This window comes from Nocardia jinanensis (assembly GCF_014645735.1).
GTDB classification, from domain to species: domain Bacteria; phylum Actinomycetota; class Actinomycetes; order Mycobacteriales; family Mycobacteriaceae; genus Nocardia; species Nocardia jinanensis.
The window spans coordinates 15,371-35,952 of the sequence record NZ_BMMH01000039.1; the positions used below are offsets into that span (position 1 = coordinate 15,371).

The following is a 20,582-nucleotide window of genomic DNA, read 5'->3' on the forward strand; positions in this document are numbered from 1 at the left end:
GGACACAGCATGAGCGAGTCGGGCCCGAAGGCGGTAGCGCAGCGTGACCACGCAGGGCCCTCGCTCATCCGCGGAGGACACAGCATGAGCGAGTCGGGCCCGGAGGCGGTAGCGCAGCGTGACCACGCAGGGCCCTCGCCCCTACGCGGAGGAGAGAGCATGAGCGAGTCAGATCCTGTCGCGGGACCGTGGCGACCGACCGCGCCGGGCCCTCGTTCATACGCGGAGGGTGCAGCATGACCGAGACTGTGACCGATTTCGCGCCCGAGCCGTTGGACGACGACGAGTTCCGGGCGGCGCTCGAGGCTCTGCTGCTCGTGGTGGACACTCCGGCGCCGGTGGAGCAGCTGGCCGCCGCCCTGGACGAGGCCCCGCACCGGGTGGAGCGGACGCTGCGGGAGATGTCGGCGGAGCTGGCCTCCCGGCGCAGTGGGATCGATCTTCGTTTCGCCGGAGACGGGTGGCGCTTCTATACTCGCAGCGAGTACGCACCGTATGTGGAGCGTATGTTGCTCGACGGCTCCCGGTCGAAGTTGACCAGGGCGGCTCTGGAGACGCTGGCGGTGGTGGCATATCGTCAGCCGGTGACCCGGGCTCGGGTCAGCGCGGTGCGCGGTGTCAACGTCGACGGTGTGATGCGCACCCTGCTGGCCAGGGGGTTGATCACCGAGGCGGGCACCGACCCGGAAACCAACGGCACGCTGTACGGCACCACCGAACTGTTCCTGGAGCGGATCGGATTGGCGTCGCTGAGCGATCTGCCGCCACTGGCGCCCCTACTGCCGGGCGTCGACCTGATCGACGAGATCAACGACAGTCTGGAGACGGATCCCCGTTACACCAGGCTGCGCAAACCCGCCGAGGACGATCTGAAACTCGGCGCCGAGGATTGACAGGAAACCGTGAAAACACCCGCTCGCCGTGATGGCATACCGGATCGTAGGAAAAGTGGTGACCAGCCCGCCCGGGCCGGTCGTGGGCGAAGCGCCTCCCGTACCGGGGACGCCCGCCGGGGAAGTGAGGATTCGCCCCGCACCGGTCGTGCCGGGGGAGCGCGCAGCACCGAGCGCGGAGCGCGTAGCGACCAGGTGCCGCGTTCCGGGCGGAACGCGGGAGCGGAGACGCCGACCGGTGGTCGCGGTGCCCGTCCCGTGGGAGGTCGTGGTGGTTCCGCGACGCCGGGTCGCACCGGAGCGTCCGGGGCCGGCCGGGGTGGTCCCACGGGCGCGAGTCGTAGCGGTGGTCCCGCAGGCGCGAGCCGTGGCGGCTCGGCCGCGGCCGGACGTGGCGGGCCCGCCGGTCCGCGGACCGGCGGCCGTCCCGCCGGGGGTGCGGCGCCGCGCAAGAGCCAGAGCGCCCGGTCCGGTGGCGGTTCCCCGCAGCTGAACAACGCGAAACCGGCCCGTCGCCAGCATGTGGAACCGGAGGCGACCGGCCACGAGAAGTTGCCCTGGGGCGAGGGTGAGCGCCTGCAGAAGGTATTGGCCAAAGCCGGTGTGGCCTCGCGCCGGGCCGCCGAGGAGATGATCGAGCAGGGCCGGGTCGAGGTCGACGGCATCATCGTGCGCGAACAGGGCCTGCGTATCGACCCCGAGAACGCCGTGGTGCGGGTGGACGGTACCCGGGTGGTGGTGCGCGAGGAGCTGGTGCACCTGGCGTTGAACAAGCCCAAGGGCTGGCAGTCCACCATGTCCGACGATCTGGGCCGTCCCTGTGTGGGCGATATTGTCGCCGAGCGGGTCGCGGCGGGTCAGCGGCTGTTCCATGTGGGCCGGTTGGACGCCGATACCGAGGGGCTGTTGCTGCTCACCAACGATGGTGACCTGGCTCATCGGCTGATGCACCCCTCCTACGAGGTGTCCAAAACCTATTTGGCGACCGTGCAGGGCGAAGTGCACCGTTCGATCGGCAAGATCCTGCGCGAGGGCGTGGAGCTCGACGACGGACAAGCTTCGGTGGACCGTTTCCAGGTGCTGGAGGTCGACTCGGGACGTTCCCTGGTGAAGGTGGTGTTGCACGAGGGGCGCAAACATATCGTGCGACGGCTGCTGGAGGCGGTCGGGCATCCGGTCACTCGGCTGGTCCGCACCCATATCGGTCCGGTGGTTCTCAACGATCAACGCCCGGGCACGCTGCGCGTGCTGGGGCGCGATGAAATCGGCAAACTCTACGAGGCGGTGTCTTTGTGAACGGTGTGGAAGCCCCGGTGGGGGTCGTCGCGGATCCGGCCCGTGACCGGTCGCTGGTCGTCGCGATGGACGGACCCTCGGGAACCGGGAAGTCCAGTGTGTCGCGACGGCTGGCGGTACGGCTTTCGGCCCGCTACCTCGACACCGGTGCCATGTACCGGGTCGCCACTCTGCGGGTGCTGCGAGCCGGGATCGACCCGGCCGATGCGGGGGCGGTCGCGGCGGAGGTCACCGATATGCCGTTGCGGATCGGCACCGATCCCGAACGGGAACTGATCGAACTCGACGGTGACGATGTCCGTGCCGAGATTCGCGGGCCCGAGGTCACCGCGGCCGTTTCGGCTGTTTCGGCGGTTCCTGAGGTCCGTGAGCAGCTCGTCGCGTTGCAGCGCGAGATCGCGGTGAGCGCGGGCCGCATCGTGGTCGAGGGCCGCGATATCGGCACCACCGTGCTGCCCGATGCCGATGCCAAGATCTATCTGACGGCGTCCGCGCAGGCACGCGCCCAGCGGCGCAATCAGCAGAACATCACCGAGGGACGCGGCGACGACTACGCCGGTGTCCTCGCCGACGTGGAGCGTCGTGACCGCCTCGATTCGACGCGCGCGGTATCGCCGCTGCGGCGGGCCGAGGACGCGGTGCAGGTCGATACCAGCGAGCTGACCATGGACGAGACCATCGACGAGCTGTACCTCGAGGTCGGGCGGCAGCTGGACCGGCCGCGGGATCGTCAGGTCGCGGGCCGCCGGGGAGTCGCCGGATGAGCGGGGAAACCGTGGGCGACGTCCTCGCCGGCGACGGCGTCTGGAGTGACGAATCCGAGTGGGAGCTCACCGATCTCGACGGTGATCCCGAGGCCGCCGATCATGTCCCGATGCCTACGTTGGCGGTGGTCGGCCGCCCGAACGTCGGGAAATCGACGCTGGTGAACCGCATCCTCGGCCGTCGCGAAGCAGTGGTCGAGGATGTGCCCGGAGTGACCCGTGACCGGGTCTCCTACGAGGCCAACTGGGCGGGCCGGCGCTTCTGGGTGCAGGACACCGGCGGCTGGGAGCCGGACGCCAAGGGTCTGCAGCAGTCGGTGGCGCGGCAGGCCGAACTGGCAATGAACACCGCCGACGCCATCGTGCTGGTGGTCGACGCGGTGGTCGGCGCGACCGCCACCGACGAGGCCGCGGTGAAGGTACTGCGCCGGGCGAAGACCCCGGTCATCCTGGTCGCCAACAAGGTCGACGATCAGCGACTGGAGGCCGACGCGTCCGCGCTGTGGTCGCTGGGGCTGGGGGAGCCACGGATGGTCTCCGCCGCACACGGGCGCGGTACGGGCGATCTGCTCGACGATATCCTCGGCGTATTGCCGGAGACCCCGCGGGAGACCGGCGGCCCCGGCGGTGGGCCGCGGCGGGTGGCGCTGGTCGGTAAACCGAATGTCGGTAAATCGAGCCTGCTGAACAAATTGAGCGGCGACGAGCGCTCGGTGGTGCACGATATCGCCGGTACCACTGTCGACCCGGTGGACTCGCTGGTGGAACTGGGCGGCAAGGTGTGGCGTTTCGTCGATACCGCCGGGTTGCGGCGCAAGGTCGCCAATGCCACCGGTACCGAGTTCTATGCCTCGCTGCGCACCAAATCGGCGTTGGAGGCCTCCGAGGTGGCGATCATGCTGATCGACGCATCCCAGCCCGTCACCGAACAGGATCTGCGGGTGATCAGTCTGGTCGCCGATTCCGGGCGGGCGCTGGTGCTGGCGTTCAACAAGTGGGATCTGGTGGACGAGGATCGCCGGCTGCAACTCGACCGTGAGGTCGATCGTGATCTGGTACGCGTGCCCTGGGCGCAGCGGGTCAATATCTCCGCGCAGACGGGCCGGGCGGTGCAGAAACTGGTTCCGGCCATGGAGACCGCTCTCGAATCCTGGGACAAGCGTATTCCGACCGGCCGGTTGAACACCTGGCTGAAAGAGGTGATCGCCGCGACGCCGCCGCCGATGCGTGGCGGGCGGCTCCCGCGGGTACTGTTCGCGACCCAGGCCACCACCAGGCCGCCGACTTTCGTCCTGTTCAGTACCGGGTTCCTGGAGGCCGGCTACCGCCGGTTCCTGGAGCGGCGGCTGCGGGAGGAATTCGGGTTCGACGGGTCGCCGGTGCGGATCTCGATCCGGGTGCGGGAGAAGCGCGCCCGGAAGTGAAACGACTGCTCACCCGCCGTGACGGCGGGTGAGCAGGGTTTCTCCGCTGTCAGGCGGCCGCGGTCCAAGGGTTGCGCCGGGTCTGGGCCGCGGCCGGCGGCGATGCGTGCCGAGCGGCGTGGATGCTGCGGGCTCGGAGTTCGGCGCGAGTGCGCGGCGGGTATTTCGGCTCCCGGCCGCATCCGCAGGGTTCGTAGCCGTGGAAGCGCGGGCCGGCCGTCAGGATCGCGGCGGCGTCCGGCCACTCGGGCTTGTCGCTCCGGGTGAGTGCGGCGAAGTTTGGTCCGGCGCAATGTATTTCATTTCCACAACGCGGACAACCGTATCCTATGCCGGAATATGGATCTGCCGCCGGTCGCCGGTTCCATCGCTTCTGTGGCGTCCGGCATCGCAGGTTATGTAGTACGTGCGACAGCGGTGCGCCCTGTGCTCGCATATGGAATGAACGTCACGCGGCCGCGTCGACGGACACCTAGCAATATGCTGCCGGGAGCCGGGGCCGTTCCCGGACGGTTCCGTCGGCCCGCCGGGTGCGGAGTGAGGCGACGTCATGGTGCGATACCTTCGCCTTCGCTGCGGCCTCCGCGGATCGGATGTCATCGTGTCGGGGGAGGGTGTGATGGTGCGATACCTTCGCCTTCGCTGCGGCCTCCGCGGATCGGATGTCATCGTGTCGGGGGAGGGTGTGATGGTGCGATACCTTCGCCTTCGCTGCGGCCTCCGCGGACTGCATGTCACCGCGTCGGAGGAGATGTGATGGTTAGTTGTCGTACTTGGGGGCTGTCGATGTTCTTGCGGGTCACGCGCAAGCGCGGTATGGCGACCCCGGAGAAGGCTCGCGCCGCTATGGCCGAACCGGTCGGCGCTCATACCCCGCCGTCGCGATTGCGCCGCCGCCACCGGATCACCGACCGGATCGTCGAGGGTTTCCCGTGCTACACGGTGGCTCCCCGGAGGGCACCGGACTCCGGGAAAGTGGTGATCTATCTGCACGGCGGCAGTTTCTTCCGTGAGATCAGCTGGTGGCACTGGCGGTTCATCGACCGGTTGGTGAGCGCCGGACACCGGGTCGAGGTGCCGATCTATCCGCTGGCGCCGCGGTACACCTACCGGGCGGCGCGGCCGTACCTCGTCGCGGTCTACCGGCAGGTGATCGGCGAGGTGGACCCCGGGCGGGTGGTACTCGCCGGGGATTCGGCCGGCGGCACCCTGGCACTGCTGCTCGCCCAGGCGCTGCCCGCCGCCGGGCTGCCCGCTCCCGCGCGGCTGATCCTGCTGGCGCCGTGTCTCGATATGCGGCTGTGCAATCCGGAGATCGACGGGCTGGAGGCCGCCGACCCCTGGTTGGCGCGACCCGGTCTGCTCGAGGCCGGCCGGGTCTGGGCGGGCGGCGACGACCTCGGGCTGCCGGAGCTGAGTCCGATCAACGGTCCGATGGACGGGCTGCCGGAAACGGATCTCTTCGTCGGTACGCACGACATTCTCTTTCCCGATGCGCGATCGTTCGCCGAACACGCCGGGGCGAGAGTGCATTTCACTGCGGAGCCCGGTGCGTTCCATGTGTATCCACTCGCACCGGTGCCGGAGGCGCGGCCGGTGCTGAAATCGGTCTTGACCACTGTCGATGCTCTGTGATCGCGGAAGTGCGACGCTGCCAGCGGAACTCGTGAACAGCCTGTGAACGGCCACGGAATTCGGTTGTTTCGACCGTGACGATGCATCGCGGAGCAAAGCGCGGTACCGTACCCCGGCGTGACTACTTGTCTGCCATCGAATCACCCGAGGCGGGAGCCGTAATGACTGTCGAACCGCCAATCGAGGACGATGTCACGCAACTGGCCCAGCGCGTCGAACACGCTCGAGGCCGGCTGGCCTACCAGTTCGACCCGGCCCTCACCGAGGCGCTGTCGGAGTCGGAGCTACGCGCCGAACGTGATCTCGCCGAACGTATCCGTGAGCAGGAGCGTGGGCAGCGCTGGAAGGAGATCCAAGCGGTCGCCGGGGCCAATGATCGGGCCAGGCAGACCACCGAGCAGATCGAGAAGGCGGATATGCGCGACCTCTTGCTCGCCCGTAAAGCCATCGCCGCTCAGCGCCGGGAGTCCAGCCCGCACGCCAAACTCGCCTCGCTGTACCGGCATCGATCCTGGTCGTTGCGCGCGCTGGCCGGGGTGGTCGGTGCCGGGATGCTCTGGTCGGCCGTCAACGTGCAGCAGAACATCGCCCCCACCGGACCGAGCGATCCGCTGTTCTGGTTCAGCTACCTGCTGGAGGCGATGATCAGCGCCTGCCTGATCATCATCATGATCGGCACCAACAAGGTGGCCGAGTGGGGAGTGATCAACAACCGGAGGCAGACGGCCGCCGCCGAGATCGCGCTGCTCGCGCTGACCATCGGGCTGAACACCTACCCGTATCTGAGACTCGGCGAATGGTACGACGCGGCCGTGCACGCGGTCGCTCCGGTGATGATCGGTGTCGCGCTGCTCATTCACGACGCGGCGAGCGCCCGGTACGGTATGGCCATCCTGCGGGCCACCGAACAGGTCCGGGTGTTGCCGGACCCCGCCGACCACATACGCAAGAATCTGCCCCGGGTGAGCCTGCGCCTCGATCACGCGAAGGCGGCGGCCTCGCTGCCGGTGGCCGAGGTCGAGCCCGCGGCGAGACCGGCCGAATTGGAACCGGCCGGCAAGAAGTCGTCGGGTACCGCATCGAGTGGTTCGGCCTTCCGGTCGGACAGCAAGGGCGGTGATATGGGAAAACGCCGATCGGGGGACCTGGCGGAGGTCACCTCGGGATTGATCGGACGGACGAGCTCGCTGCTCGATGAGATGGCCGCCAATTCGCCGCTGTTCGATGGAGATCCGGTCGCCGGTAAGGCCGCGGATACCACCGACAAGCTTCCGGTGACCAAACCGGCCACTGTTACCAAGAAGATCCCGGGGCTCGGCAAGACCTCGTCGGACGGGGCCAAGAACGGTTCCTCGGACAGCAACGGCAAGGGCAAGATGTCCGGGGACAAGGAGACCGACGAGTTCCTGGACGTCGTGCGGTCCTCCGACGGTTACGACACCGGCCAGTTCCGGGTCGCCGATATCCTCGAGCAGGAGCTCGCCGAACTGCAGGCCGAGCGCCGCCGGGCCCGCAGCGGTCGTACCCGTAGCGCTTCCACCAACGGGGCCTGACCGGGGTCGGTGGTGACCCGCGGCGCCGCGGGTCACCGCGAGTGCCGATGCCGGTGGGAGCGTTACCGTGGCGGGAGACGGTGAGGAGGCGCGATGGCAGAGCGCAAACCCGCGGGAACCGACTTCGAGTCCTGGGTCGATCGTAAGATCCGGGAAGCCACCGAACGCGGCGAATTCGAGAATCTCCCTGGTGCCGGAAAACCGCTGCCGGGCGCGGGTAACTCGTACCACGACGAGAATGCCTGGTTGCGCGATTACCTGCGCCGCGAAGGTGTGAGCGGTGATGTCATGCTGCCGCCCTCGCTGCTACTGCGCCGTGATGCGGAACGGTTACCGGAGACCGTGCGCGAGGCGGACTCCGAGGAGGAAGTACGCGCGACGGTCGCCGAGCTCAATCGCCGTATCGTGGACTGGTTGCGGATGCCCGCCGGACCGCAGGTACCGATCGCGCCGGTCGATGCCGACGAGATCGTCCGGGAATGGCGGGAAGAGAAGAGCCGTGCGCAGCACCCCGCCGTACCGGATACCAGCCGGCTGCCCGATGACGCGCAGCGCGCCTCGGCTGGGGTGTTCCGGTGGCGCAGGATCTTCCGGGGCCGCTGAGGCCGAACCCACCCGGCGCGCATAACCGGTGGGGTTGTATGGAGGGATGGATTCACCGACCCTCGCCGATCGGCTCGAGATCACCGATCTGCTCACCCGCTACGCCACCGCTGTCGACAGCAAGGATTGGGACCTCTACCGGTCGGTGTTCACCGCCGACGCGCATATCGACTACAGCACGGCCGGCGGCCCGGTCGGCGATCGCGAGAGCGTAGTGACCCAGCTGACCGAACAGCTGAGCCTGTTCACCTGCACACAGCATTTCATCTCCAATATCGCCGTCGAACTGGCCGGCGACAGCGCGAAAGTGCGCGCGATGTTCTTCAACCCGATGATCGTGTCGCCGGGTAAGCAGTTCACCTGTGGCGGCTGGTACAACCACGACCTGATCCGCACTCCGGACGGCTGGCGCAGTGCCCGGCTGATCGAGGAAGCGGCCTGGTTCGACGGTATCGAGGCAGCCTTCTCCCCGTAGCGGCCGGTGTGAGCGAGCACACCCCGAACCCGGTGCGGGCGGTCCGATTGGGCCCCGGCGAGCCGGGTACACGCCGAATGTCCGAGATGGGCAACATCGATTCGGAGGTGGATATGGTGGCCGAACACAAGACCGCTCGCGAAGGAATCGAAGGCGTCGTCGAAGGCGCTAAGGGCAAGGCCAAGGAGGCCGCGGGCGCGGTTCTCGACAACGACTCGCTGCGTGCGGAGGGTAAGGCCCAGCAGGACAAAGGCGAATCTCAGCGCACTGCCGCCGAGAAAGAGGCCGAGGCGGACAAGGAACGCCTCGCGGCCGCCCACGCCGAACAGCGTCAGCGTGCCCAGCAGAATTCCGGCCGGGAGCAGAACACTGTGGCGCCGACACCGCGGGATCCCTGAGCAGGTATTGCGGATCTGCGTCCGCGGGTCCCACGTAGAAACGGCGGCGGCCACCCGATCGGGTGGCCGCCGCCGCGTATAGCCGACCTCATCCCGTGAGCGCGGTTTCGGCGCGCTCGGACTCGTGCGCCGGTCGTGGGCGCAGTTCGTACACCGCGAAGGCCGATCGGATCACCGGCTGGGCGACATTGCGGACCCGGATCCCACCGGGAGTGCTGCCACGTTCGGTACCGGCATGGGCGTGGCCGTGCAGCGCCAGGTCGGCCCCGTGTGTATCGATGGGTTCACCGAGCAGGTAGGAGCCCAGGAACGGATAGATCTCCCGCGGTTCACCGTGCAGGGTGTCGCTGACCGGGGAGTAGTGGGTGAGAGCCACCGTGACATCGGTGTCCAGACCCGCCAGCGCGGTGTCCAGGCGGGCGGCCACGTCCACGGTGTGCCCGGCGAAATCGCGCATCTGGCGTTCCCCGAAGACGCTGGCGCATTTGCCCGCGAAACCGCCGCCGAAGCCCTTCGTGCCCGCGACGCCCAGCGTCCGATCACCGACCGTGATCGTGGTGGCGCTGCCCTCGAGGACCGTGATCCCCGCATCGCCCAGCATCACGGTGATCTCGTCCTGGAGATCACTGTGATGGTCGTGGTTGCCGAGGACCGCGATCACCGGAACGCCCACGTCGGCGAATTCCGCGGCCACCACCTCCGCTTCCGGCAGGGTTCCGTGATTGGTCAGATCACCGGCGAGCAGCAGTACATCGGCGTGGTCCGGCAGTCCGCGCAACGCGGGACGCAGGAGCCCCCGCGAATCGGTTCCCAGATGGACATCCCCCACGGCGGCGATCCGCATCGGTGCACTCTCCCTTCCACCCGGTGTCAGTCACCGAGGTCCTCGCATTCGCCCGGGCCGGGCGTCGCGGTCACGTGTACGTCGTTGTGGATCTGCGCGTCCGGCGCGATCTCGTGCACCACGTCCTCCAGCAGGCGCCGCCGCTGCGCGGTGCCCACCTCACCGTCGAGTACCACCACGTCCCCGCGGATACGTACCCGCACACCCTGCTCGGCAGTGCGGGGGTCCTCGGTCAATGCCCGGTGCAATTCGGCGGCCAGGTATTCCGGTGGCCGTCCCGCCGGGTGGTTCTGGGTCTGCGCCATCTATCCGGCCCTTCCCGAAGTTCGATCACCTGTGCGGGTGTCGGCGATCCCGAGGTCGTCGATCAGCCCGAGGAAAGCGCGCGCATAGGGCGAATGCTCGGTCTGCGCGCGCACGCACGGCCAGTCCACTTGTTCGCGCAGGTCGCGGGAGATCCGCAACAGTGGGCTCAGATCGAGCCGGTGCGCGTCGAAGACCAGCAGTTTGTCGACCAGCAGATCGGTGCCGTGTACCACCGGCGCCATCGTCGGACCCACCCGCATGACCTCCGCCCGTGCCAGCAGCGCGTCGTCGACCTCCCGGTTGTTGGGGCGGTGGATGATATCGATGAGGGTGTCGCCGTCGTAGGCCTTGGTCAGCCAATCTTCGGCCGCGTCGGCGATCCGCAGCCCCGCCCGCGCCAGTTCGCTGCGCGCCCGGGCGCAGTCGGCGGGTTTGACGAAGAGATCGACGTCGTGGTCCGAGGGCGGCCCGCCCCGCGCGTAGACCGCGCATCCACCCGCCACGGCGAAGGGGACGCCGTGGTGCGTCAACGCGTTCGCGGCCCGCGTCAGCGCATGGAGCAATTGCTGATGGGTCGGAGCCATAGCGGGCGGCTACCCGGAAACGGCACCGCCAATCAGCCCACGATCATGGCCACCAGGCCCACCGCCACCGCGAGGAACACCACCACCAAGGCGATAGTCAGCACGACCGCCACTACTCCGGTCCGCGGAAAGCGATAACGGGTGGCCGGTTCGTCCGCCGACAACCCGGATGTCTGCGCGGTGTCCGGTGGTGTGGAGCCGGGCGATACACCGCCGCCCGGCTCCAGGCCGGGTGTGCGGTCGGGGTCGGGATCCATCGATGACATTGCTGTCTACTTCCCTTCTCGGTCTTTTCCGGAACGGCGGGCCCGGCGGCGATGGCTGGTATCGCACAGCGGGTAGCTACCGGACCGTTTGCACATACACAGCGCGACCAGGAAGCGGTCGGCGAGAATGCGATCCCCATTCGGCGCGACCACCTCCACCGGCCCCTCGATCAGAGCCGGTCCCTCCTCGGTGAACGTGATCCGGCGCGTCCGCGCCCACACCGCGCGATCCGGCGATCCGGCCGCCGCGTCGGAAGCAGGGGCATCCGGCGGCGCGTGGGGGCCGTCCTCGGTGTGCCGGAGCGCCGCGAGCAGCTCGTCGGGGCCGGGTGGTTGGTCAGCGGGTTCGGTCGGCACGGATGACCACCAATTCCTCGTGCTCCTGTTCGGGCTGGATCAGGCTGCGGTCCCGCAGCCAGTCGACTCGACTGCGCATCACCGGCCCGAAGGGAACGACAGTGCGTGCCACGACGGTCGCCTTCAATCCGCCCGCCCGCAGCCTGGTCAGGGTGGCGGCGATACCGGAGACGGCGGAGTGCACGATCAGGGTGGTACCGCCGGATCTGAGCAGATGCGGCATCATCTCGCACAGTGGGTCGAGCAGATGGCGGCCGTGCCATCCCGCGTCCCAGGCGCGGGCCGGGCCCACTTCGGGTGGGTGCGTCGCGCTCGGCACATACGGCGGGTTGGCGACCACCACATCGAAGGTGCGGCCCTCGACCACCCGGGTGACATCGCCGCACACCAGTTCCAGCCGTACGCCGTACAGCCGGCTGTTGAACCAGGCCGAGGCCAGTGCGGCGCGCGACAGATCCACCGCCGTCACCGCCGCCGCCCCGGACCGCGCGGCGTGGATCGCCAGCGCCCCGGTGCCGGTGCACGCGTCGAGCACCCGCGCTCCCGGCGGTAGCGCGGCATCGGTCATCGCCCGCGCCAGCAGCCTGGTATCCGGCTGTGGGCGGTAGACCCCCGGGACCCGGACCAACACCGGACTCACCGGGCCGTCGTCCGTAGCGAGCTCTCGCCCGCACGCCAGCGATCGAGTACGGCAGCGGCCCACCGGTCTTCGAGGAGATCTGTCGCTTGGATCCCGAAGACGACCGATTCGGCCAGTCCGGGTTCCCCGGTCAGCAGATCGTCGAGCACATCGCGGCGTACCACCTGCTCGTGTACTGCGTCCGCGGTGACATGTTCGCTGTAGAACCGCACGCAGTCGGGGTGGGCGGAGAAGCCGTGCAGCGCCTCGACCATCCGCTGGGAAGCCGGTGACGAAGTAATCTCGACCGCCGCGAAATGTCCGACGATCGCGCCTCGCAACGACCGGTGCAGACCGAACATCGACATCATGTCGACCAGTGCGAGCATGGGCGCGGGCACCACATCCAGATAGTGCAGGTAACCCCCGTCCAGCCCGGCGCCGCGCATCAGATCGGCGTAGAGGCGGGCGTGGATACGATCACCGTGCCCGCCGCCGAACTCGTCGAATTCGATAGCCACCAGCGCCGCTTTCGCCCGGCCGCGCAGCCGCGGGATCACCCAGGCCACCGGATCGGCTTCCTTGTGGTGATAGATCGAACGGTGGACGAAATACTCGCGCAGCTGCCACCAGGCACCCTCGTCACGCAGCAGGCCCGGTATACCGCCCGACGCGGGCACGGTGAGCAACCGGTCCAGTTCGGCCGCAACATCGTCACCACCGGGTACCTCGGCCCGCAGGGCGGCGTGGAACCGGCGTTCGAGTTGCGCGCGCAGTCGCAGCAATCCGGGATCCCATTCCCAGTCCGGGTCCACGCCCCCGAAACCCTGATAGTGCAGTTCGTAGCAGGTGTGCAGGGTCAGCTGGAAGTCGTCGCCGTACGGATCGAGATCGGCCGGGATCTCGGGTACCGGCCTGCCCGGTGCATCGGACAGCAGTTCTGTGAGCGCCGCCGACAGCGGACCTCGGGGCAGCGGCAGGGGTAGCGCGTGGACAGCCGCTTCGCTCGGGGAAAGTGTTTCGACCATGGTTCGCCTTTCGCAGGCATCGAGCATCGGATCCCTGGGGAGGGCAGCGGGTACGCTGCTCGTTATCCGGCCGGGTAGTGCGCGTCCCGCGACGCGCGGGCGAGATGGGCCGCATTACCTGCGGCAGCGGTCAGAGAAGCCATACCGGAAACCTCCGCCCCTGTCGGTCGGCCGGTTCGCCCCGGCCGGTTGCCTCCGCAATAGCCGGTGGGTCCGGGGATAAACATGTTTATCCGTCCGCACGATCCCCTCCGCGTGGAGATCCGCCGGTCGCGGGGCGGTGTACAGCCTCGGAAGTCCATGCCAGAATGGTTCTCAGGTTGAAAACATGCAGCCGATCCCGGTACCGCGTTCCTCTCGGTGCCCGGGCCGGACGAGCGGGAATCGATCCCGTTCCGATATCCGCCCGCAGTGCGTACGCCCGCCGGAAATCCCTACCAGCAGGACGGGATTGATATGTCGGTTACCGCCGCTTTGTATCAGGTCGATCAACACCGCCGTCGCGATCCACGGCCGCCGGCCACCACTCGTATGTGGTCACGTCGCAGCACCGAGTACCCCGACTGTGTGATCGCACGGGTCGAAGGTGAACTGGACGCGGTGTTGCACGATGAACTGCGCACCGCGCTCGGCCGGTGTCGCTCGATGCTGTGCCGGGTGGTGGTGCTGGACCTGCGCGCCACCACATTCATGAGCATCCGGGCAGCCTCCGTGCTCGCCGACGCCAAGGCCGACGCCTGGCGTGCCGGGATCGAACTCCGGGTGGTGAGCGGACGCAAAGAAGTGGAGCGGGCGCTCGAGGTCGCCGGGGTGCGGCCGCAGTTCCGGTACTTCCCGACCTTGCGGACCGCGCTCACGAGCTGATCCGTCGCCGAACACCTACCTCGCCCCCGGCCGTCGCGACGACCGGGGGCGGGTCGCTTTCCGCGCCGGAACCGTCGATACTCGACCCGTGACCCGAGAGGACGGCGATATCGCCGACGACCTGGACGACGATCTACTGGATTCGATCGCCGGCGTATCGCAGTGTGCCGGGGCCTTCCGGTTCTGGTTCGCCGATCAACGCTGGGAGTGGTCGGAGGCAGTCGCGCAGATGCACGGCTATCCACCCGAGCCGATGACGCCCAGTACCGAGCTGCTGCTCGGCCACAAACATCCCGATGACCGCGCCCAGGTGGCGAACACACTGGCGAAATCGGTGGCCGAGGTGCAGCCCTTCTGCAGCAGGCACCGTATCGTCGATCTCGAGGGCAATACCCGGCCGGTGATCGTGGTGGCCGATGTCATGACCGGTGCGGACGGCGCGGTCGTCGGGTGCGCCGGCTACTACGTGGATCTGACCGAGACACTGGCCGAAGAGCGGGAGGAGACCCTGCAGGACACGCTGCCGGGCCTCTACGCCGCGCGCGCGGTGATCGAACAGGCCAAGGGTGCGTTGATGCTCGTCTACGGGATCAGCGCCGATCAGGCGTTCCGGGTGCTGATCTGGCGCTCCCAGGAGTCCAACACCAAGCTCCGCTTCCTTGCGGAGCGGCTGGTGGCCGAACTCCGCACGCTCGACCACGGCGCACCCGGTCTGCGCACCGAATTCGATCATCTGCTGCTGACCCTGCACGAGCGGATCGACCGCACCTGAGCTGGGCGGTGTTTCGGAGATTCCGACCGGGGTATGTGCGCATGTGACAATCAGGCCGACATCCGAGAAAGACGAATCGCGGCGTCACCAACGGTCACGGGCATAACGGGGCCCGGCGGGCGCCCTCGTCCGCTGTGGTGCGGGCGGTAGGAACGAGGTGGTGGTGCGCATGGCGGAGAGTATCTCCGATTCCGTGTATACGACATCGGCGGATATGACCGTGGGCGTACGGATCCCGGCCCGGCAGGAGCAGTTGGTGATGCTGCGCGCGCTGGCCGAGACCGTATCGCTGATCGCCGACTTCGGTCTGGACGAAGTGACCGATATCCGGCTCGCTCTCGACGAAGTGGCTACCTCGCTGATTGCCGCCGCCGTTCCCGATTCGAGTCTGACCTGCGATTTCGATTACGACGAGCATCACATGACAGTGCGCGTAACCTCGATCTCGGAGGTCGATTCGCTCCGGGACCAGGAGGGATTCGGCTGGCATATCGTGCGGACGCTGACCCGCTCGGTCAGCGTGGTACAGCACCCCTACGACCTGGCGAGCGGTGGTTACCCGACCGATGTCGAGTTCAGCTGGTTCCGAGGAGGCGCCGATGGCGGATGAAGGACCGCGGGCCGATCCCGGACCTTCGCGTCGCCATCGTGGCAACGATACTTACGACAATATCGAGCCGTTGTTCGGCAAACTGGCCGCCCTTCCCGAGGGCGACCGGGCCCGAGCGGACCTGCGCGGCGAGATCATGCGCCGGTGCCTGCCACTGGCCGAGCATATCGCCCGCAGGTTTTCCGGCCGCGGTGAGAACTACGACGATCTCCTCCAGGTTGCCCGGCTGGGCCTGGTGAACGCGGTGGACCGCTTCGACGTCTCGCGTGGCTCGTCGTTCCTCTCCTTCGCCGTCCCCACCATCATGGGTGAAGTCCGCCGGCATTTCCGGGACAACACCTGGTCGGTCCGGGTGCCGCGGCGGGTCAAGGAACTACAGCTGAATCTGGGCCCCACCGTCGAGATCCTGTCGCAACGGCTGGGGCGGGTGCCGCGTGCCAAGGAGATCGCCGCGGAACTCGATATCGATGTGGTGGAGGTTACGCAGGCTCTCATCGCGGGCAACGCCTACCAGGCGTCCTCGCTGGACGCGCCCGCCACCGGGGAGGACAGCGAGAGTTCGGCTTTACCGCTCGTGGAATCGCTGGGCGCCGAGGAACCGTCCTACGGCTGGCTCGAGGACTATCTCGCGATCGAACCGCTGCTGGGCGAGCTGTCGGAGCGGGAGCGTCACGTCCTGCGGATGCGGTTCTTCGAATCCCGCACCCAATCGCAGATCGCCGCGGAACTCGGGGTATCCCAGATGCACATCTCGCGGATTCTGTCCCGCACGCTCGGCTGGCTCCGCGATCAGGCGTTGCGCGACTGATCCGTCCGGCGTGCGGCTCAGCCCGCGGTGGCCGGATTCGTGTGCCCGGTAGAGGTGCGGGAGAGGATGCCGCGGACGAATGCGGCCTGGCCCGCGTGCTGCAAGTCGTCGGCGATCACGCTGACCAGGCGTACCCCCATGGTGACGGGCGGATCCCAGTTCGTATCGACGACCGCGTCGAGATCCCGGTCCTGCAGGGCTGCCAGGAACCGGACCGTCTGCGCGTGCACGGCGTCGTGGTAACCGATGAGCAGTTCGGGTGGCGCGCTGATCAGGGGCACTTCGGCGGGAGTGTCGCCGTAGCCGGTGGCGTTCCGGTCGATCGGCAAGGCGAAACGCTCGTACCAGCCGCGCCCCGTCCACAGCGCTTCCGTGTGCTGGAGTTCCGCCAGATGTTCGTCCTGCACCCGCGTGAGATGCCAGACCAGCCAGGCGATGGTGTTGGCGCCCGGATCGAGACGATGGTTCAGCGCGTCCTCGTCGAGTCCGTCCACCGCGTCGTGGACCACTCCGCGGATCCGGTCGAAGGCGTCGGTGAGTATCTCGGCACTGTTCATTCCTGTCTCCGTCGCTCCTCGGGCGCTGCAGTGCGGCGGCCGGGTGCCGCGGACTGTCGTCCGGTGTCGGCGCAGTACCACGGTTCGCGTTCGGCAAACGCGGACGGGCCCGGGCCAGGACGGCGGGGAGAAAATAGAACATGTTCTTGCCGTGCTGGGGTCGCCGTGCCATGGTGACTCCATGGATCTGCAGGCACTCGAACTACTCCGCGGACTCAAGTACCGGTACTTCCGCACCCTGGATCTGAAGCAGTGGGACGATTTCGCCGCCACGCTGGACCCCGAGATCGAAGCTCGCTACGGCACGCACGCGATGGGCAAGGAACTCACCCTCGACGGTCGCGACGCGGTGGTGGGGTTCATGCGCGAGAACATGGGCCCCGGCATCGTCACCACCCATGTGGCCAACCATCCGGAGATCACCGTCGACGGTGATACCGCGACCGGCAGCTGGCTGTTCGAGGACACCGTGCTCGCGACCGATTTCGGAGTGCTGATCCGGGGTGCCGGGTACTACACCGACCGCTACCGCCGTGGCGCCGATGGGATCTGGCGTATTCACGCGACTTCCTACGTGCGGATCTATGAATCCTCGCAGTCGCTGGCCGATACCCCCAGTCATACGTTGCTCAGCAATATGTGGGCAGCGGATCCGAGCTGAGCCCGTCAGGGCACCAGGACCGCGCGACCCCGGATCCTGCCTTGTTCCAATAGTTCGTAGGCGCGGGCGCCCTCGTCGAGAGGGAACTGCTGGGTGTGCGCGGTGATGCGGCCGTCCCGGGCCAGCGCGATACTGTCGATGAGATCGCGTTTGGTGCCGCCGTATGACTTGCGTACCGTCGCGCCCCACGGCAGACCGGGCCCACCCGCCGGGCCCGCGGTGATCTCCGGGTTCCCGTCGCCCAGCCCGATCATCCGGTAGGCCCCGTTCGGGCCCACCGATTCGACCGAGAGTTTCGCGGTCGCGTCCACCCCGACGAAATCGAATACGGCCTCCGCGCCGCGGCCGCCGGTCATGGCGAGGATCCGGGCCGCGGTCTCCGCATCAGCCGCCAGCCCCTCGTGCGCACCGCATTCCGCGGCCAGCTCGAGCTTGTCCGGATCGGTGTCCACCGCGATCACCCGCACCGGAGTGATCGCGCGCAGGATCTGGATACCGACGTGGCCGAGGCCCCCGGCGCCGATCACCACGGCAGTCGCGCCGGGGTAGAGCTGATCGCGCGCGCCGCGGATGGCGTGATAGCTGGTCAGTGCGGCGTCGGCCAGCGGCGCGGCGGCCACGAAATCCATCTCACCGATCGGCACGAAGGAATTCGCCGGTACGGCAACATATTCGGCCATTCCCCCGTCGGGGCCGAGGCCGGGACAGGGTGGCATGGCGACCCGCCCGGCCGCCCGGCACACATTCTCGTTCCCGCTGGCGCATTCGGGGCAGTGTCCGCACGACCAGCACAGGTACACCACCCCGCGTTCCCCGGTCTCGCGTCCGCCGACCTGTTCGCCTACGGCGGCGATGGTGCCCGCGATCTCGTGGCCGAGTGTCAGCGGCTCTTCTCGGACCTTGAAGGGGAGATGAAGAACATGCAGGTCGGAATGGCAGATCCCGGAGGCGCCGACGCGGATGAGGAGTTCGCCCGGCCCGGGTTCGGGAGTCGGGACCTCGCGGATCTCCAGAGTGCCGGGTTCGGTGAGTTGCAGCGCTCTCATGGGTGTCCTCCCGTTCCGGCCGACTGTGGCGTGCCTCATAAGCTAGGCCGCCGCGCGACCGGCTGACAAGAGTTGATTTTTATTGACACATGTCAAATCCGCCCCTAGTGTCCATGTGACCGGTGTCACTCACCGCGTCGGTACAGCACCACGCCGTGCTCCAGGAGGTCGTATGTCACAGCCCACCGTCGCCCTCGTCGGAGCCGGTATCAGCGGCCTGACCACCGGAAAAATGCTGGGTGACTACGGCATTGCGTACACCTGCTTCGAAGCCTCCGACCGTATCGGCGGGAATTGGGCATTCGGCAATCCGAACGGGCATTCCAGTGCCTACCGCTCATTGCATATCGACACCTCGTACCAGCTCTCGTTCCGTGACTATCCGATGCCGGAGTCCTATCCCGACTTCCCGCACCACAGCCTCATCAAGGAGTACCTCGAGAGCTATGCCGCGGCCTTCGACCTGAAAGGCGCCATCGAATTCGGCAATCCGGTCGAACACGCCCGGCCCGCGGCGGGCGGCGGCTGGGATATCGAGACACGGGCCGGCGGGACGCGCCGATTCGATCTGCTCGTGGTGGCCAACGGGCACCACTGGGACCCACGGTTCCCGGATTTCCCCGGGGAGTTCACTGGGGAATCCATCCACTCCCACGCCTATATCGACCCGCGTACGCCGCTGGATCTCCACGGTAAGCGCATCCTGATCGTCGGTATCGGTAACAGTGCCGCCGATATCGCCGTCGAATTATCCTCGCGCAGTACGGAAAACGACGTCTGGCTGTCGACCCGGTCGAGTGCCTGGGTGGTGCCGAAATATTTCGCGGGCACCCCGGCCGACCGTTACTTCCGCACCGTGCCCTATGTGCCGCTGGCCTGGCAGCGCAAGATCACCCAGTTCTTCACTCCGTTCGTATCGGGTGATCCGGTGAAATACGGGCTGCCCGCTCCGAATCACAAATTCTTCGAGGCGCATCCCACCCAATCGGTGGAGTTGCCACTGCGGCTCGGTTCCGGAGATATCGTCGCGAAACCGAATATCAGCCGGTTGGACGGCGCCACCGTGCATTTCGAGGACGGGACGGCGAAGGATTTCGACGTCATCATCTACTGCACGGGCTACAACATCACGTTCCCGTTCTTCGATCCGGAGTTCCTCAGTGCCCCGGACAACCGGATCTCGCTGTACAAACGCATTTTCGCGACGGGTATCGACGACCTCGCCTTCGTGGGATTCGCGCAGCCGTTCCCCACTCTGTTCCCGTTCGTCGAATGCCAGGCCCGCCTGGTGGCCGCCTACGCGGCCGGGCACTATCGGCCACCGCCGGCGGAGGCGATGCACCGGGTCATCGCGGCCGATCAGCAGCGCTTCACCGGCCATGTGGTGGACCGGCCCCGGCACACCCAGCAGCTGGACTACTGGGTCTACGAACGCGATCTGCGACTCGCCGAATTGCCCGCCGGACTACGCCGGGCCCGCGCGCAGGGACCGGTACCGGTGGGACAGGCCGGATGACCACTCGGTCCCGGACCGACCGCCGGGCTCCGCAGCGCGGTGACCAGCGGCGCAGCGCTCTGCTGGCGGCGCTGGACGAACTGCTGCGCGATAACGGCGGTCAGCTCGAACCCATCAATATCGCCGAGATCTCGCGGCGTGCCGGGCTGACCCGATCCGCTTTCTACTTCTACTTCGAGAACAAGGCGGCGGCCGTGGCGGCTGCGCTGGAGCAGACCTACGAGGAAGTCTTCGCGGTCAACGACATCCTCGTCGGGAGCGGGGCGCCCGCCGAACGTATCGAGCGGACCATCCGCGGGCTCATCGAGTTCTGGGACCGCAACCGTCATCTCTACAGCGCGGTACTGGCCGCGCGCAGCTCCTCACCGGGAGTGCGTGATATGTGGGAATCCGATCGCCAGGCCTTCATCCCCTCCATCGCGGCCATGATCGAATCCGAACGCGCGGCCGGTCGTGCCCCGGCCGGTGGTGATGCCACTGCCGTCGCCGATGTACTGCTCCTGCTCAACGAGCGCCTGCTCGAGCGGCTGACTCTCGCCGCCGAACTGGACCGCGAGCGCTATATCGAATCGGTGGTCACCGTCTGGCTGCGGTCGATCTACGGCACCGTCCCCGGCCTGGCCGCACCCACCACAGCGAGGAGCTTCCCAATGAAGATGTCAAGCCCGGGAGATGAGTCCCGGTGATGAGATCAGGCTGCGGC

At 67.6% G+C, this 20,582-nt stretch carries 25 protein-coding genes; 16 read left to right on the plus strand and 9 right to left on the minus strand.

What is annotated here, in order from left to right; translation table 11 throughout:
* The first annotated feature begins 236 nt into the window (after positions 1-236).
* The 9 genes from scpB to mbp1 all read left to right on the plus strand — a co-directional run bounded on the left by scpB (position 237) and on the right by mbp1 (position 9,041).
* Complete coding sequence (gene scpB, locus IEY68_RS34390) at positions 237-893, plus strand: SMC-Scp complex subunit ScpB (RefSeq protein ID WP_063000996.1); 657 nt, start codon at positions 237-239, stop codon at positions 891-893.
* 9 nt (positions 894-902) lie between these two features.
* Positions 903-2,189, plus strand: coding sequence for a pseudouridine synthase (locus IEY68_RS34395; protein WP_189094680.1), 1,287 nt, complete (start codon positions 903-905; stop codon positions 2,187-2,189).
* A 65-nt stretch (positions 2,190-2,254) separates the two neighbouring features.
* Positions 2,255-2,953 (plus strand): (d)CMP kinase, encoded by a 699-nt coding sequence (gene cmk, locus IEY68_RS34400; protein WP_063001040.1) that lies wholly within the window; start codon positions 2,255-2,257, stop codon positions 2,951-2,953.
* Positions 2,950-4,377 (plus strand): ribosome biogenesis GTPase Der, encoded by a 1,428-nt coding sequence (gene der / locus IEY68_RS34405; protein WP_063000997.1) that lies wholly within the window; start codon positions 2,950-2,952, stop codon positions 4,375-4,377. The genes cmk and der overlap by 4 nt, the downstream gene beginning before the upstream one ends.
* 756 nt (positions 4,378-5,133) lie before the next feature.
* Positions 5,134-6,012: an alpha/beta hydrolase fold domain-containing protein gene (locus tag IEY68_RS34410; protein WP_063001006.1), complete on the plus strand. Its 879-nt coding sequence runs from the start codon at positions 5,134-5,136 to the stop codon at positions 6,010-6,012.
* A 161-nt stretch (positions 6,013-6,173) separates the two neighbouring features.
* Positions 6,174-7,565, plus strand: a complete 1,392-nt coding sequence (locus IEY68_RS34415) for a hypothetical protein (protein WP_063001008.1) — start codon at positions 6,174-6,176, stop codon at positions 7,563-7,565.
* Positions 7,566-7,658: 93 nt separating this feature from the next.
* A complete protein-coding gene (locus tag IEY68_RS34420; RefSeq protein WP_063001010.1) occupies positions 7,659-8,168 on the plus strand; it encodes a DnaJ family domain-containing protein in 510 nt (169 codons plus the stop codon).
* Positions 8,169-8,214: 46 nt separating this feature from the next.
* Positions 8,215-8,643 (plus strand): nuclear transport factor 2 family protein, encoded by a 429-nt coding sequence (locus tag IEY68_RS34425; RefSeq protein WP_063001012.1) that lies wholly within the window; start codon positions 8,215-8,217, stop codon positions 8,641-8,643.
* Positions 8,644-8,729: 86 nt separating this feature from the next.
* Entirely contained in the window at positions 8,730-9,041 is a 312-nt protein-coding gene (gene mbp1 / locus IEY68_RS34430) for a microaggregate-binding protein 1 (protein WP_373293049.1), read from the plus strand.
* 88 nt (positions 9,042-9,129) lie between these two features.
* On the opposite strand, the gene IEY68_RS34435 is transcribed toward mbp1, so the two are convergent.
* Genes IEY68_RS34435 through IEY68_RS34465 form a run of 7 tightly spaced genes read right to left on the minus strand, consistent with a single transcriptional unit; the run spans position 9,130 to position 13,045 of the window.
* Complete coding sequence (locus IEY68_RS34435) at positions 9,130-9,885, minus strand: metallophosphoesterase family protein (RefSeq protein ID WP_063001014.1); 756 nt, start codon at positions 9,883-9,885, stop codon at positions 9,130-9,132.
* Positions 9,886-9,911: 26 nt separating this feature from the next.
* Positions 9,912-10,190: a BON domain-containing protein gene (locus IEY68_RS37270; protein ID WP_063001016.1), complete on the minus strand. Its 279-nt coding sequence runs from the start codon at positions 10,188-10,190 to the stop codon at positions 9,912-9,914.
* Complete coding sequence (locus tag IEY68_RS34445; RefSeq protein ID WP_063001018.1) at positions 10,191-10,775, minus strand: nucleotidyltransferase family protein; 585 nt, start codon at positions 10,773-10,775, stop codon at positions 10,191-10,193.
* 32 nt (positions 10,776-10,807) lie between these two features.
* Positions 10,808-11,041 carry a DUF6480 family protein gene (locus IEY68_RS34450; protein WP_063001020.1) on the minus strand — a complete coding sequence of 78 codons (234 nt, stop codon included), beginning with the start codon at positions 11,039-11,041 and terminating at the stop codon, positions 10,808-10,810.
* 6 nt (positions 11,042-11,047) lie between these two features.
* Complete coding sequence (locus IEY68_RS36995; protein ID WP_308435011.1) at positions 11,048-11,398, minus strand: CDGSH iron-sulfur domain-containing protein; 351 nt, start codon at positions 11,396-11,398, stop codon at positions 11,048-11,050.
* Positions 11,379-12,038, minus strand: a complete 660-nt coding sequence (locus tag IEY68_RS34460) for a HemK2/MTQ2 family protein methyltransferase (RefSeq protein ID WP_268241640.1) — start codon at positions 12,036-12,038, stop codon at positions 11,379-11,381. The genes IEY68_RS36995 and IEY68_RS34460 overlap by 20 nt, the downstream gene beginning before the upstream one ends.
* Positions 12,035-13,045, minus strand: a complete 1,011-nt coding sequence (locus tag IEY68_RS34465) for an iron-containing redox enzyme family protein (RefSeq protein ID WP_063001022.1) — start codon at positions 13,043-13,045, stop codon at positions 12,035-12,037. The genes IEY68_RS34460 and IEY68_RS34465 overlap by 4 nt, the downstream gene beginning before the upstream one ends.
* A 531-nt stretch (positions 13,046-13,576) precedes the next feature.
* Here IEY68_RS34465 and IEY68_RS34470 point away from each other — a divergent pair.
* The 4 genes from IEY68_RS34470 to IEY68_RS34485 all read left to right on the plus strand — a co-directional run bounded on the left by IEY68_RS34470 (position 13,577) and on the right by IEY68_RS34485 (position 16,099).
* Complete coding sequence (locus IEY68_RS34470; protein WP_268241641.1) at positions 13,577-13,909, plus strand: STAS domain-containing protein; 333 nt, start codon at positions 13,577-13,579, stop codon at positions 13,907-13,909.
* An 88-nt stretch (positions 13,910-13,997) separates the two neighbouring features.
* Positions 13,998-14,681, plus strand: a complete 684-nt coding sequence (locus IEY68_RS34475) for a PAS and ANTAR domain-containing protein (protein WP_189094682.1) — start codon at positions 13,998-14,000, stop codon at positions 14,679-14,681.
* Between the two features lie 169 nt (positions 14,682-14,850).
* Complete coding sequence (locus IEY68_RS34480; RefSeq protein ID WP_229719212.1) at positions 14,851-15,291, plus strand: ATP-binding protein; 441 nt, start codon at positions 14,851-14,853, stop codon at positions 15,289-15,291.
* Positions 15,281-16,099: a SigB/SigF/SigG family RNA polymerase sigma factor gene (locus tag IEY68_RS34485; protein ID WP_063001026.1), complete on the plus strand. Its 819-nt coding sequence runs from the start codon at positions 15,281-15,283 to the stop codon at positions 16,097-16,099. Before IEY68_RS34480 ends, IEY68_RS34485 begins: the two co-directional genes overlap by 11 nt.
* A 17-nt stretch (positions 16,100-16,116) precedes the next feature.
* Here the strand turns inward: IEY68_RS34485 and IEY68_RS34490 are convergent, their stop codons facing one another.
* Positions 16,117-16,656, minus strand: a complete 540-nt coding sequence (locus IEY68_RS34490) for a mycothiol transferase (RefSeq protein WP_063001028.1) — start codon at positions 16,654-16,656, stop codon at positions 16,117-16,119.
* 181 nt (positions 16,657-16,837) lie between these two features.
* Here IEY68_RS34490 and IEY68_RS34495 point away from each other — a divergent pair, with 181 nt between their 5' ends.
* Entirely contained in the window at positions 16,838-17,317 is a 480-nt protein-coding gene (locus tag IEY68_RS34495; protein WP_063001030.1) for a nuclear transport factor 2 family protein, read from the plus strand.
* 5 nt (positions 17,318-17,322) lie between these two features.
* Here the strand turns inward: IEY68_RS34495 and IEY68_RS34500 are convergent, their stop codons facing one another.
* Positions 17,323-18,363, minus strand: a complete 1,041-nt coding sequence (locus IEY68_RS34500; RefSeq protein WP_063001031.1) for an NAD(P)-dependent alcohol dehydrogenase — start codon at positions 18,361-18,363, stop codon at positions 17,323-17,325.
* Between the two features lie 172 nt (positions 18,364-18,535).
* On the opposite strand from IEY68_RS34500, the gene IEY68_RS34505 reads away from it, so the two are divergent.
* Together IEY68_RS34505 and IEY68_RS34510 are read left to right on the plus strand one after the other, a co-directional pair.
* The gene (locus IEY68_RS34505; RefSeq protein WP_063001033.1) at positions 18,536-19,879 is read left to right on the plus strand and encodes a flavin-containing monooxygenase; all 1,344 of its coding nucleotides are present in this window, start codon (positions 18,536-18,538) and stop codon (positions 19,877-19,879) included.
* Entirely contained in the window at positions 19,876-20,565 is a 690-nt protein-coding gene (locus IEY68_RS34510) for a TetR/AcrR family transcriptional regulator (RefSeq protein WP_189094683.1), read from the plus strand. Before IEY68_RS34505 ends, IEY68_RS34510 begins: the two co-directional genes overlap by 4 nt.
* Positions 20,566-20,582: the final 17 nt, after the last annotated feature.

Excerpts from the sequence above, each read along its gene's own strand:
- scpB (WP_063000996.1), top strand. The coding sequence starts at position 237 with ATGACCGAGACTGTGACCGATTTCGCGCCCGAGCCGTTGGACGACGAC.
- cmk (WP_063001040.1), top strand. The coding sequence starts at position 2,255 with ATGGACGGACCCTCGGGAACCGGGAAGTCCAGTGTGTCGCGACGGCTG.
- der (WP_063000997.1), top strand. The coding sequence starts at position 2,950 with ATGAGCGGGGAAACCGTGGGCGACGTCCTCGCCGGCGACGGCGTCTGG.
- IEY68_RS34410 (WP_063001006.1), top strand. The coding sequence starts at position 5,134 with ATGGTTAGTTGTCGTACTTGGGGGCTGTCGATGTTCTTGCGGGTCACG.
- IEY68_RS34415 (WP_063001008.1), top strand. The coding sequence starts at position 6,174 with ATGACTGTCGAACCGCCAATCGAGGACGATGTCACGCAACTGGCCCAG.
- IEY68_RS34420 (WP_063001010.1), top strand. The coding sequence starts at position 7,659 with ATGGCAGAGCGCAAACCCGCGGGAACCGACTTCGAGTCCTGGGTCGAT.
- IEY68_RS34425 (WP_063001012.1), top strand. The coding sequence starts at position 8,215 with ATGGATTCACCGACCCTCGCCGATCGGCTCGAGATCACCGATCTGCTC.
- mbp1 (WP_373293049.1), top strand. The coding sequence starts at position 8,730 with ATGGGCAACATCGATTCGGAGGTGGATATGGTGGCCGAACACAAGACC.
- IEY68_RS34435 (WP_063001014.1), bottom strand. The coding sequence starts at position 9,885 with ATGCGGATCGCCGCCGTGGGGGATGTCCATCTGGGAACCGATTCGCGG.
- IEY68_RS37270 (WP_063001016.1), bottom strand. The coding sequence starts at position 10,190 with ATGGCGCAGACCCAGAACCACCCGGCGGGACGGCCACCGGAATACCTG.
- IEY68_RS34445 (WP_063001018.1), bottom strand. The coding sequence starts at position 10,775 with ATGGCTCCGACCCATCAGCAATTGCTCCATGCGCTGACGCGGGCCGCG.
- IEY68_RS34450 (WP_063001020.1), bottom strand. The coding sequence starts at position 11,041 with ATGTCATCGATGGATCCCGACCCCGACCGCACACCCGGCCTGGAGCCG.
- IEY68_RS34465 (WP_063001022.1), bottom strand. The coding sequence starts at position 13,045 with ATGGTCGAAACACTTTCCCCGAGCGAAGCGGCTGTCCACGCGCTACCC.
- IEY68_RS34470 (WP_268241641.1), top strand. The coding sequence starts at position 13,577 with ATGTGGTCACGTCGCAGCACCGAGTACCCCGACTGTGTGATCGCACGG.
- IEY68_RS34480 (WP_229719212.1), top strand. The coding sequence starts at position 14,851 with ATGGCGGAGAGTATCTCCGATTCCGTGTATACGACATCGGCGGATATG.
- IEY68_RS34485 (WP_063001026.1), top strand. The coding sequence starts at position 15,281 with ATGGCGGATGAAGGACCGCGGGCCGATCCCGGACCTTCGCGTCGCCAT.
- IEY68_RS34490 (WP_063001028.1), bottom strand. The coding sequence starts at position 16,656 with ATGAACAGTGCCGAGATACTCACCGACGCCTTCGACCGGATCCGCGGA.
- IEY68_RS34495 (WP_063001030.1), top strand. The coding sequence starts at position 16,838 with ATGGATCTGCAGGCACTCGAACTACTCCGCGGACTCAAGTACCGGTAC.
- IEY68_RS34500 (WP_063001031.1), bottom strand. The coding sequence starts at position 18,363 with ATGAGAGCGCTGCAACTCACCGAACCCGGCACTCTGGAGATCCGCGAG.
- IEY68_RS34505 (WP_063001033.1), top strand. The coding sequence starts at position 18,536 with ATGTCACAGCCCACCGTCGCCCTCGTCGGAGCCGGTATCAGCGGCCTG.
- IEY68_RS34510 (WP_189094683.1), top strand. The coding sequence starts at position 19,876 with ATGACCACTCGGTCCCGGACCGACCGCCGGGCTCCGCAGCGCGGTGAC.